Below are 12186 nucleotides of genomic sequence, written 5' to 3' on the forward strand. Positions count from 1 at the left end.
GGGGTCACGGTCAGTACCTGCCCGCGCTCGCCGAGCCTGCGCAGCAACTGGCCGACGATTTCTGCAGTCGGACCACCGATACCAACGTCCACTTCGTCGAACACCAGGGTGGGAACGCGAGATGTCTGCGCGGTGATGACCTGAATCGCCAGGCTGATCCGCGACAGTTCGCCCCCGGATGCGACTTTTGCCAAAGCTTTCAATGGTTGGCCCGGGTTGGCGCTGACCAGTAATTCAACCTGTTCAAGTCCGTTAGGCAGCAGTTCGTCGCTACTGTTTGGACGCAGCTCGATGGTGAATCGCCCACCAGGCATGCCCAGGCGCTGGATCTCCAGTTCCACGGCGCTGGCCAGGCTGCTCGAGGCTTGATGACGCAGATCGCTCAGTTCGCGAGCCTTTTCCTGATAATGGCGAGCGTATGAAGACAGCTCATCGCTTAGCCGCTCGATGGATTCGTCGTTGGCATTCAGGGTTTCGATTTCATCCAGCAGTTTCTGCTGCATCTCGGCGACTTCGGTCGGCTGGATGCGGTGTTTGCGCGCAAGGGTGTAGATCGCGTCGAGGCGCTCTTCGAGGTATTGAAGGCGCGACGGGTCGGCGTCGAAATTGTCGAGGAAGCGGTTCAGCTCGCCAACAGCCTCTTCAACCTGGATCTGTGCACTGGTCAACAAGCTGCTGGCTTCGCCCAGTGCACCAATCGAACTGTTCACGCTGGACAGGCGGTTGAGGCTGGCGGTGAGGGCGTTCAGTACATTCCCGGAATCGCTTTCACTGCATTGCTCGACGACTTGCCGGCAGATGCCCAGCAGGGTTTCGGCGTTGGTCAGGTTCTTGTGTTCCTGCTCTAGCTGCTCCAGTTCGTTGTCGCCAAGGCCGAGGTTTTCCAGTTCTTCGAGTTGATAGCTGAGCAGCTGATGGCGAGCGCGTTGTTCGTCGCCGGAGTTGGAGAGTCGCTCCAGCTCCTGGCGAGTCTGGCGCCAGCGCTGTGCGGCAAGCTGCACCTGGCGGGCAAGGTCCGTGGCCCCGGCGTACTCGTCGAGCAGGCGGCGATGGGTGTCGGTCTTGAGCAGGGATTGGTGTTCGTGCTGGCTGTGGATGTCGATCAGCAGCTCGCCCAGCGCCTTGAGGTCGCCAAGCGGGCAGGGTGTGCCGTTGATGTAGCCACGCGAGCGCCCTTCGGATGTGATGACCCGGCGCAGGATGCACGGGCCGTCGTTTTCGAGGTCGCGTTCGGCCAGCCAGGCGCTTGCTTCCGGAATGTCGACCAGATCGAAGGTGGCCAGGATGTCGGCCTTGTCGGCGCCGGGGCGGACCACGCCGCTGTCGGCGCGATCACCCAGGGTCAGGCCCAGCGCGTCGAGCATGATCGACTTGCCCGCGCCGGTTTCCCCGGTGATCACGCTCATCCCGCGATCGAGTTCGAGATCGAGATGTTCAACGATGGCGTAGTTGTGTACGGACAGGTGCACCAGCATATGGGCCGCTCCCAGGTGTTAGGTCTGGTTATTTATACAGTGTTTTGTTTCTGGCTGACAATGCCCCTCGTTAGCTCGATTCGCTCGACCCGACGAAAGCCTTATCGCGACCGGGAATGACAAAGCAGTTGTTTTTTGTAGGGTTAATCGTCGGCGCCCCTTGAAGCCGGATTTTGCGGCCCCATATAGCTGGGCAGAAGCGCGAGTTGAGCTCGCGGACGATATTGAAAGGAGAAATCTATGGCTGACGAACAGACAGTGGATACGCAAAACCCAGACGCCAACCAGGCGCCCGAGGCTTCGGGTGAAGACCTGGCGGCTCGTGTACAAGTGCTCGAAGAGCAACTGGCAGGCGCTCAGGATCAGGCTTTGCGTGTAGCCGCCGATCTGCAGAACGTCCGCCGTCGCGCCGAGCAGGATGTGGAGAAGGCTCACAAGTTCGCGCTGGAAAAATTCGCCGGCGACCTGCTGCCGATCGTCGACAGCCTGGAGCGCGGCCTGGAACTGTCCAGCCCGGACGACGAAAGCATCCGTCCGATGCGCGAGGGCATCGAGCTGACCCTGAAAATGTTCCAGGACACCCTCAAGCGTTATCAGCTTGAAGCGATCGATCCGCATGGCGAACCGTTCAACGCCGTTCAACATCAGGCGATGGCCATGCAGGAAAGCGCCGATGTCGAGCCGAACAGCGTTCTGAAGGTGTTCCAGAAGGGCTATCAGCTCAATGGTCGCTTGCTGCGCCCGGCGATGGTCGTGGTCAGCAAGGCGCCTGCGCCGGTTTCGCCTTCGATTGACGAGCAGGCTTGAAATCCGCCGCAAGGCCCCCATTTATAAGTCAAGCGTTTAAGTGCTACCGCAGTTAGCCACCACTGCTGCGGCAACCAAATCCAAAGTTTCGGGAGAGTGAACATGGGCAAAATTATCGGTATCGACCTGGGGACTACCAACTCCTGCGTCTCCGTGCTGGAAAACGGCAAGGCAAAAGTTATTGAAAACGCTGAAGGCGCGCGTACCACGCCGTCGATCATCGCTTACGCCAACGATGGCGAAATTCTGGTTGGCCAATCGGCCAAGCGTCAGGCTGTGACCAATCCGCATAACACCCTGTATGCGGTGAAGCGTCTGATCGGTCGTCGTTTCGACGAAGAAGTCGTGCAGAAAGACATTCAGATGGTCCCTTACAAGATCGTCAAGGCTGACAACAGCGACGCCTGGGTTGAAGTGAACGGCCAGAAAATGGCACCGCCACAAATCTCGGCTGAAATCCTGAAGAAAATGAAGAAGACCGCCGAAGACTACCTCGGCGAGACTGTGACTGAAGCGGTGATCACCGTTCCGGCCTACTTCAACGACAGCCAGCGTCAAGCCACCAAGGACGCCGGCCGCATCGCCGGTCTGGACGTAAAACGTATCATCAACGAACCAACCGCAGCTGCTCTGGCTTACGGTATGGACAAGGCGAAGGGCGATCACACCGTGATCGTTTACGACTTGGGCGGTGGTACTTTCGACGTTTCCGTGATCGAGATCGCTGAAGTCGATGGCGAGCACCAGTTCGAAGTATTGGCCACCAACGGTGACACGTTCCTGGGTGGTGAGGACTTTGACATTCGTCTGATCGACTACCTCGTCGACGAATTCAAGAAAGAAAGCGGCATGAACCTCAAGGGTGATCCGCTGGCCATGCAGCGCCTGAAAGAAGCCGCTGAAAARGCCAAGATCGAGCTGTCTTCCGCTCAGTCGACCGACGTGAACCTGCCGTACATCACTGCGGACGCCACCGGTCCTAAGCACTTGAACGTGAAGATCTCCCGCGCCAAGCTCGAAGCGCTGGTGGAAGACCTGGTTCAGCGCACCATCGAACCTTGCCGCATCGCTCTGAAAGACTCCGGTATCGACGTTGGTGCGATCAACGACGTGATCCTGGTAGGCGGTCAGACCCGTATGCCTCTGGTGCAGAAGCTGGTAACCGAGTTCTTCGGTAAAGAAGCTCGTAAAGACGTTAATCCGGACGAAGCTGTTGCCATGGGTGCTGCTATCCAGGGCGCCGTACTGGCTGGCGACGTGAAAGACGTTCTGCTGTTGGACGTTAGCCCGCTGACCCTGGGTATCGAAACCATGGGTGGCGTGATGACCGCGCTGATCGAGAAAAACACCACGATTCCTACCAAGAAATCGCAAGTGTTCTCGACTGCCGACGACAACCAGGGTGCCGTGACCATTCACGTGCTGCAAGGTGAGCGTAAGCAAGCGGCGCAGAACAAGTCCTTGGGCAAGTTCGACCTGGCCGAGATTCCACCAGCTCCACGTGGTGTGCCGCAGATCGAAGTGACCTTCGACATCGACGCCAACGGCATCCTGCACGTAGGTGCGAAGGACAAGGCTACCGGCAAGACTCAGTCGATCGTGATCAAGGCTAACTCCGGTCTGTCCGACGAAGAAATCGAGCGCATGGTGCGTGATGCCGAGGCGAACGCCGAGGAAGACCGCAAGTTCGAAGAGCTGGCCGCTGCCCGCAACCAGGGTGATGCACTGGTTCACTCGACGCGCAAAATGGTTACCGATGCCGGCGATAAAGTGACCGCTGAAGAGAAGACTGCAATCGAAGCTGCCGTAGTTGCCCTGGAAGCCGCCGTCAAAGGCGACGACAAGGCTGCTATCGACGCCAAGGTTGAAGAGCTGTCGAAAGTCTCCGCTCCAGTGGCGCAGAAGATGTACGCCGAACAGGCTCAGCCTGCTGAAGGCGCGGCACCGCACGACGACAAGGCGGAAAAGGCTGACGACGTTGTCGACGCCGAGTTCGAAGAAGTCAAAGACCACAAGTAAGTTGTTGGTCGGCCGGTTGACTGCCTTCAGGCGGTGACTGGTAGGATGTCGCCGCGCGGGAGCTTGCTCCCGCGTTGGCGTATCTGGAATACGCGAATTTTTACAGCATGCGACAGCGTTCGCGTACTGGTGGTATGGCCGGAAATGCTCCTGCTTTTCGAGCCGCAAGTACCGCAGAATCAAAGACCAGGATCGTTGAATTGACGTGAGTTGGGTCCGGGCCTGTATTGGGGCTCAACGAGTTCGGCAAACTCAGGAGGGTTTTGTCGGACGTCCTCAAGAGTGCAAAGACTTATGGCAAAGCGTGACTATTACGAAGTGTTGGGTGTTGAGCGTGGCTCAAGCGAAGCGGACCTGAAGAAGGCTTACCGTCGCCTGGCGATGAAGCACCACCCGGACCGTAATCCCGATGACAAGGCGTCGGAAGAGATGTTCAAGGAGGCTAACGAGGCCTACGAAGTGCTGTCCGATTCCGGCAAGCGCGCGGCATACGACCAGTATGGCCATGCCGGTGTCGACCCGAGCATGGGTGGCGGCGGTGCCGGTTTCGGTGGTCAGAACTTCTCCGACATCTTTGGCGATGTCTTCAGTGACTTCTTCGGTGGCGGTCGCGGCGGTTCCCGTGGCGGCGCTCAGCGCGGCAGTGACTTGCGCTACACCCTGGAGCTGGACCTCGAAGAGGCGGTGCGCGGTACGACCGTGAATATCCGTGTTCCGACGCTGGTCAACTGCAAGCCTTGCGACGGCTCCGGCGCCAAGAAAGGTTCTGCGCCGGTGACCTGCCCGACTTGCGGCGGTATCGGTCAGGTGCGCATGCAGCAAGGCTTCTTCTCGGTGCAGCAGACCTGCCCGCGCTGCCATGGCCAGGGCAAGATCATTTCCGATCCGTGCGATTCCTGCCACGGCGAAGGTCGTGTCGAAGAGTACAAGACCCTGTCGGTGAAAGTGCCGGCCGGTGTCGATACCGGTGACCGCATTCGTCTGTCCGGCGAAGGCGAGGCGGGCGCTCATGGTGGCCCGACGGGCGACCTGTACGTGGTGATCAATGTGCGCGAGCACTCGATTTTCCAGCGCGATGGCAAACACCTGTTCTGCGAAGTGCCGATCAGCTTCGTCGATGCGGCGCTGGGTGGCGAGCTGGAGATTCCGACCCTTGATGGCAGGGTCAAGCTGAAGATTCCTGAGGGGACTCAGACCGGCAAGCAGTTCCGTGTGCGTGGCAAGGGCGTTGCGCCTGTGCGTGGCGGTGGTGCTGGCGACTTGATGTGCCGCGTGGCGGTCGAGACTCCGGTCAACCTGAGCCGTCGCCAGCGTGAAATGCTCGAGGAATTCCGTAGTTCGCTGGCGGATGACAACAGCCATTCGCCAAAAACCACCGGTTGGTTCGAAGGCGTGAAGCGCTTCTTCGGCGATTTGTAAGGAGACAGGCATGCGACGTATTGCAGTGATGGGCGCCGCCGGGCGCATGGGCAAGACCCTGATTGAAGCCGTGCAGCAAACTCCGGGCGCCGGTCTGACGGCGGCGGTGGATCGTCCCGACAGCACGTTGGTCGGTGCGGATGCCGGTGAGCTGGCTGCACTGGGTCGTATCGGTGTGCCTCTGTCCGGTGATCTGGATCGGGTGGTCGACGAGTTCGACGTGCTGATCGACTTCACTCACCCGACGGTGACCTTGAAGAACCTGGCTTTCTGCCGTAAGCACGGCAAGGCCATGATCATCGGTACCACCGGTTTCAGCGTTGAAGAAAAGCAGTTGCTGGCGGAAGCGGGCAAGGACATTCCGATTGTCTTCGCGGCCAACTTCAGTGTCGGGGTCAACCTGTGCCTGAAGTTGCTCGACACGGCAGCTCGCGTATTGGGCGACGATGTCGACATCGAAATCACCGAAGCTCACCATCGGCATAAAGTCGATGCGCCGTCCGGCACTGCCGTACGCATGGGCGAGGTGATTGCCGATGCGTTGGGCCGCGATCTGAAAAAGGTGGCGGTGTATGGTCGTGAAGGTCAGACCGGCGCTCGTGATCGTGAAACCATCGGTTTCGCCACGGTGCGTGCCGGCGACATCGTCGGTGATCACACTGTGCTGTTCGCCGCCGACGGCGAGCGTGTCGAGATCACTCACAAGGCGTCCAGTCGCATGACGTTCGCCAAGGGTGCGGTGCGTGCTGCATTGTGGCTGGACGGGCGCGAGCCTGGCCTTTACGACATGCAAGACGTGCTCGATCTGCGTTAAGATGCACCCGAAATCGGGCTCGCGCACAGCGTTTGAGCCCGGTTTTGTTCTGCCAAGCGACGTCCTGTCGCATTCTCCAGCCTTTAAGGCTCATTTGCGGTAGACCAAAAAGGCCTTTTTCTGTAAGCTACAGCTTTAGTGTGTCCACTAAAAGCGCGCAGAATAATTCAGTGAAGAAGCGGGGTGACGTGTCCATACGTCACTCCGCTTTTTTACAACCTGCGATCGCCCTTTCAGGCTTTATTTACGGGAGGTCTTCTTGACTAAGCCAGCCATACTCGCCCTTGCTGATGGCAGCATTTTTCGCGGCGAAGCCATTGGAGCCGACGGTCAAACCGTTGGTGAGGTGGTGTTCAACACCGCAATGACCGGCTATCAGGAAATCCTTACCGATCCTTCCTACGCCCAACAAATCGTTACCCTGACTTACCCGCACATCGGCAACACCGGCACCACGCCGGAAGACGCCGAGTCCAACCGCGTCTGGTCTGCCGGCCTGGTCATCCGTGACCTGCCACTGGTGGCGAGCAACTGGCGTAACACGATGTCCCTGTCCGACTACCTGAAGGCCAACAACGTTGTGGCCATCGCCGGTATCGACACCCGCCGCCTGACACGCATCCTGCGTGAAAAAGGCGCGCAGAACGGCTGCATCATGGCTGGCGACAACATTTCCGAAGCCGCCGCCATCGCCGCCGCCCAGGGTTTCCCTGGCCTCAAGGGCATGGACCTGGCGAAAGTCGTCAGCACCAAGGAAAGCTACGAGTGGCGCTCGACTGTCTGGGATCTGAAAACCGACAGCCACGCAACCATCGAAGCCTCCGAGCTGCCGTACCACGTGGTTGCCTACGACTACGGCGTCAAGGTGAACATCCTGCGCATGCTGGTCGAGCGCGGTTGCCGCGTGACCGTCGTGCCTGCACAAACGCCTGCTGCCGATGTGCTGGCACTGAAGCCGGACGGCGTGTTCCTGTCCAACGGCCCTGGTGATCCGGAGCCTTGCGACTACGCGATCCAGGCGATCAAGGACGTGCTGGAAACCGAGATTCCGGTCTTCGGTATCTGCCTCGGTCACCAACTGCTGGCCCTGGCCTCCGGCGCCAAGACCCTGAAAATGGGTCACGGCCACCACGGTGCCAACCACCCCGTCCAGGACCTGGACAGCGGCGTAGTGATGATCACCAGCCAGAACCACGGTTTTGCGGTAGACGAAGCGACCCTGCCAGCCAACGTCCGCGCGATTCACAAATCGCTGTTCGACGGCACCCTGCAAGGTATCGAGCGTACCGACAAGAGCGCCTTCAGCTTCCAGGGTCACCCGGAAGCCAGCCCTGGCCCGAACGACGTAGCGCCATTGTTCGATCGCTTCATCACCGAGATGGCAAAGCGACGCTGATCGCTGGCCCTGATGTAGCGAAGCTTGAGGGTGGTCCCGACACCGGCGGCCCCCTCAAGGCTTCAGAGATTGAACAAGACGGCTTGCCGACTGACCTGCGGATTTGAGTGACAAACCCATGCCAAAACGTACAGACATTAAAAGCATCCTGATTCTTGGCGCTGGCCCGATCGTGATCGGCCAGGCCTGTGAATTCGACTACTCCGGCGCCCAGGCCTGTAAAGCCCTGCGCGAGGAGGGTTACCGCGTCATCCTGGTGAACTCCAACCCGGCCACCATCATGACCGACCCGGCCATGGCCGACGCCACCTACATCGAGCCGATCAAGTGGCAGACCGTTGCCAAGATCATCGAGAAAGAGCGTCCGGACGCGCTGCTGCCGACCATGGGTGGCCAGACCGCCCTGAACTGCGCCCTGGACCTGGAGCGCGAAGGCGTTCTGGAGAAGTTCGGCGTAGAGATGATCGGTGCCAACGCCGACACCATCGACAAGGCTGAAGATCGTTCGCGTTTCGACAAGGCGATGAAATCCATCGGCCTGGCGTGCCCGCGTTCCGGTATCGCCCACAGCATGGAAGAGGCCAATGCGGTCCTCGAGAAGCTCGGCTTCCCGTGCATCATCCGTCCGTCCTTCACCATGGGCGGCACCGGTGGCGGTATCGCTTACAATCGTGAAGAGTTCGAAGAAATCTGCGCCCGTGGTCTGGACCTGTCGCCAACCAAGGAACTGCTGATCGACGAATCGCTGATCGGCTGGAAAGAGTATGAGATGGAGGTTGTCCGCGATAAGAAGGACAACTGCATCATCGTCTGCTCCATCGAAAACTTCGACCCGATGGGCGTGCACACCGGTGACTCGATCACCGTGGCTCCGGCACAGACCCTGACCGACAAGGAATACCAGATCCTGCGTAACGCCTCCCTGGCGGTACTGCGCGAGATCGGCGTGGAAACCGGCGGTTCCAACGTTCAGTTCGGTATCTGCCCGAACACCGGCCGCATGGTCGTGATCGAGATGAACCCGCGTGTATCCCGTTCCTCGGCACTGGCTTCGAAAGCCACCGGCTTCCCGATCGCCAAGGTCGCGGCCAAGCTGGCTGTAGGCTACACCCTCGACGAACTGTCGAACGACATCACCGGCGGCAAGACACCGGCGTCCTTCGAGCCGTCCATCGACTACGTTGTCACCAAGCTGCCACGTTTCGCTTTCGAGAAGTTCCCCAAGGCTGACGCGCGCCTGACCACTCAGATGAAGTCGGTGGGTGAAGTCATGGCCATCGGCCGTACCTTCCAGGAATCCCTGCAGAAAGCCCTGCGCGGTCTGGAAGTGGGCGTTTGCGGTCTGGACGAGAAGGTTGATCTGGCCAACCCGGAAAGCATGAGCGTACTCAAGCGCGAGCTGACCGTGCCGGGTGCCGAGCGTATCTGGTACGTGGCGGACGCAATGCGCGCCGGCATGACCGTCGAAGACATCTTCGGCATGACCATGATCGACCCTTGGTTCCTGGTGCAGATGGAAGACCTGATCAAGGAAGAAGAGAAGGTCAAGACCCTGGGTCTGACCAGCATCGACCGCGATCTGATGTTCCGCCTCAAGCGCAAAGGCTTCTCCGATATGCGCCTGGCCAAATTGCTGGGTGTGACCGAGAAGAGCCTGCGTGCTCACCGTCACAAACTGGAAATCTTCCCGGTCTACAAGCGCGTCGACACCTGCGCTGCCGAGTTCGCCACCGATACTGCTTACCTGTACTCGACGTACGAGGAAGAGTGCGAAGCGGCGCCATCGGGTCGTGACAAGATCATGATCCTGGGGGGCGGTCCTAACCGCATCGGCCAAGGCATCGAGTTCGACTACTGCTGCGTACACGCGGCACTGGCCCTGCGCGATGACGGCTACGAGACCATCATGGTCAACTGCAACCCGGAAACCGTTTCCACTGACTACGACACTTCCGATCGCCTGTACTTCGAACCAGTGACCCTGGAAGACGTGCTGGAAATCGTCCGCGTCGAGAAGCCGAAAGGCGTGATCGTCCAGTACGGCGGCCAGACTCCGCTGAAACTGGCGCGTGCCCTGGAAGCCGCCGGCGTGCCGATCATCGGCACCAGCCCTGATGCAATCGACCGCGCCGAAGACCGTGAGCGCTTCCAGCAGATGGTCCAGCGCCTGAACCTGCGTCAGCCGCCAAACGCCACCGTGCGCAGCGAAGACGAAGCGATTCGTGCCGCCGCCAAGATCGGTTACCCGCTGGTGGTGCGCCCGTCCTACGTACTGGGCGGGCGTGCGATGGAAATCGTCTACGAAGAAGAAGAACTCAAGCGCTACCTGCGTGAAGCGGTTCAAGTGTCCAACGACAGCCCGGTGCTGCTGGACCACTTCCTCAACTGCGCCATCGAAATGGACGTGGATGCGGTCTGCGACGGTAAAGATGTGGTGATCGGCGCGATCATGCAGCACATCGAGCAGGCTGGCGTTCACTCCGGTGACTCCGCATGCTCGCTGCCGCCGTACTCGCTGCCGGCGCACATCCAGGACGAGATGCGCGAACAGGTCAAGAAAATGGCCCTGGAACTCGGCGTGATCGGCCTGATGAACGTACAGTTGGCGCTGCAAGGCGACGACATCTACGTCATCGAAGTCAATCCGCGTGCTTCCCGTACTGTGCCGTTCGTGTCCAAGTGCATCGGTGTTTCCCTGGCAATGATCGCGGCTCGCGTCATGGCCGGTAAGACCTTGAAGGAAATCGGCTTCACCAAGGAAATCATCCCGAACTTCTACAGCGTGAAAGAGGCGGTGTTCCCGTTCGCCAAATTCCCTGGCGTTGACCCGATCCTCGGCCCAGAGATGAAGTCCACCGGTGAAGTGATGGGCGTGGGCGACACCTTCGGTGAAGCGTTCGCCAAGGCCCAGATGGGTGCCAGCGAAGTGCTGCCGACCGGTGGTACTGCGTTCATCAGCGTACGTGACGACGACAAGCCACTGGTTGCGGGCGTGGCCCGTGATCTGATCAACTTGGGCTTCGAAGTGGTCGCCACCGCCGGTACTGCCAAGCTGATCGAAGCGGCAGGCCTGAAAGTGCGCCGCGTGAACAAGGTGACCGAAGGTCGTCCGCACGTGGTCGACATGATCAAGAATGACGAAGTCACGCTGATCATCAACACCACCGAAGGGCGTCAGTCGATCGCTGATTCGTACTCCATTCGTCGTAATGCCCTGCAGCACAAGATTTACTGCACCACCACCATTGCTGCTGGCGAAGCCATCTGCGAAGCGCTGAAGTTCGGTCCCGAGAAGACCGTGCGCCGCTTGCAGGATCTACACGCAGGATTGAAGGCATGAGCATAACGAAGTACCCAATGACCGTTCAGGGCGCTCGCGCCCTGGAAGAAGAGCACACTCACCTGACCAAGGTCGTTCGTCCGAAGCTCAGCCAGGACATCGGTACGGCCCGCGAGTTGGGTGACTTGAAGGAAAACGCCGAATACCACGCTGCCCGCGAGCAGCAGGGTATGGTCGAGGCGCGGATCCGTGATATCGAAGGCCGGATTCAGAATCAGGTCATCATTGATGTCACGAGCATTCCGCACACCGGCAAAGTGATTTTCGGCACCACCGTTGAAATCGCCAACGTCGAGACGGATGAGCGCGTCACTTACCACATCGTGGGTGAGGATGAGGCTGACTTCAAACTCGGCAAAATTTCGGTCGGCTCGCCACTGGCTCGCGCCTTGATTGCCAAGGAAGAGGGTGATGTGGTTGCAGTCAAAACGCCTGGCGGCGTTATCGAGTACGAGATTGTCGAAGTTCGCCACATCTGAAGATCGGCGCCCGTTTCGTGCGGGCGCCATGCTTTGGCAGCTGACCCAGGTGTTGTGGGTCGGCGGCTTGTGGCTGTTGCAAATTGGTCTGTTGCCGGTGCTGGGGCGAATTGGCCTGGCGCCGCTGCTGATCGACGAAATCGCAGGCACGCTCAATACGTTGGTAGTGGGATTCGCCACGGCGTGTTTGATTTTTCAGGCTTTGGTGCTGATAAAGACCGAGGGCCTTGTCAGTCTATGGCGGGATATTCGCGGGAAACTGCTGTTGATGGCGCTGTATGCGTGCGCGATGTACTTCGCGGTGCGTTTCGGCTGGCCGGATGCCGTGCGTTGGCAGGCGTTCAGCTATCTTGTTCTGGGTTTTTCCGGACTGGTGCTGGTGTTGGAGCCGGTGCCGGGAGGGAGTGGCAGGGTGCGCGAAGCACACCCTTGACCCT

9 protein-coding genes are annotated in these 12186 nt (G+C 59.5%); 8 read left to right on the forward strand and 1 reads right to left on the reverse strand.

The window, feature by feature from the left end:
- On the reverse strand, positions 1-1475 hold a 1475-nt coding region (gene recN, locus AC1DXW_RS06575), incomplete at its 3' end, for a DNA repair protein RecN (protein ID WP_477759857.1).
- A gap of 240 nt (positions 1476-1715) precedes the next feature.
- Between recN and grpE the strand changes: the two genes are divergently transcribed.
- From grpE to AC1DXW_RS06615, 8 genes are all read left to right on the forward strand, one after another.
- On the forward strand, positions 1716-2282 hold the full coding sequence (grpE, locus tag AC1DXW_RS06580; protein WP_223458579.1) for a nucleotide exchange factor GrpE: 567 nt from the start codon (positions 1716-1718) through the stop codon (positions 2280-2282).
- Between the two features lie 102 nt (positions 2283-2384).
- Entirely contained in the window at positions 2385-4301 is a 1917-nt protein-coding gene (dnaK, locus tag AC1DXW_RS06585; RefSeq protein WP_477752817.1) for a molecular chaperone DnaK, read from the forward strand.
- Positions 4302-4595: 294 nt separating this feature from the next.
- Complete coding sequence (gene dnaJ, locus AC1DXW_RS06590) at positions 4596-5720, forward strand: molecular chaperone DnaJ (protein ID WP_477752816.1); 1125 nt, start codon at positions 4596-4598, stop codon at positions 5718-5720.
- Positions 5721-5730: 10 nt separating this feature from the next.
- Positions 5731-6534 (forward strand): 4-hydroxy-tetrahydrodipicolinate reductase, encoded by an 804-nt coding sequence (gene dapB / locus AC1DXW_RS06595; protein WP_057716481.1) that lies wholly within the window; start codon positions 5731-5733, stop codon positions 6532-6534.
- 259 nt (positions 6535-6793) lie between these two features.
- The gene (gene carA, locus AC1DXW_RS06600; protein WP_046038697.1) at positions 6794-7930 is read left to right on the forward strand and encodes a glutamine-hydrolyzing carbamoyl-phosphate synthase small subunit; all 1137 of its coding nucleotides are present in this window, start codon (positions 6794-6796) and stop codon (positions 7928-7930) included.
- 118 nt (positions 7931-8048) lie between these two features.
- Entirely contained in the window at positions 8049-11270 is a 3222-nt protein-coding gene (gene carB, locus AC1DXW_RS06605) for a carbamoyl-phosphate synthase large subunit (protein ID WP_477752815.1), read from the forward strand.
- A gap of 2 nt (positions 11271-11272) precedes the next feature.
- On the forward strand, positions 11273-11749 hold the full coding sequence (greA, locus tag AC1DXW_RS06610) for a transcription elongation factor GreA (protein ID WP_108218328.1): 477 nt from the start codon (positions 11273-11275) through the stop codon (positions 11747-11749).
- A 28-nt stretch (positions 11750-11777) separates the two neighbouring features.
- Positions 11778-12182, forward strand: coding sequence for an MFS transporter (locus AC1DXW_RS06615; protein ID WP_477752822.1), 405 nt, complete (start codon positions 11778-11780; stop codon positions 12180-12182).
- The last annotated feature ends 4 nt before the right edge of the window (positions 12183-12186 follow it).

It is taken from the genome of Pseudomonas sp. P4_C4 (assembly GCF_056402055.1).

Bases quoted from the DNA above. Each gene is read 5' to 3' on its own strand.
- dapB (WP_057716481.1), top strand. From the start codon at position 5,731: ATGCGACGTATTGCAGTGATGGGCGCCGCCGGGCGCATGGGCAAGACC.
- dnaJ (WP_477752816.1), top strand. From the start codon at position 4,596: ATGGCAAAGCGTGACTATTACGAAGTGTTGGGTGTTGAGCGTGGCTCA.
- grpE (WP_223458579.1), top strand. From the start codon at position 1,716: ATGGCTGACGAACAGACAGTGGATACGCAAAACCCAGACGCCAACCAG.
- carB (WP_477752815.1), top strand. From the start codon at position 8,049: ATGCCAAAACGTACAGACATTAAAAGCATCCTGATTCTTGGCGCTGGC.
- AC1DXW_RS06615 (WP_477752822.1), top strand. From the start codon at position 11,778: ATGCTTTGGCAGCTGACCCAGGTGTTGTGGGTCGGCGGCTTGTGGCTG.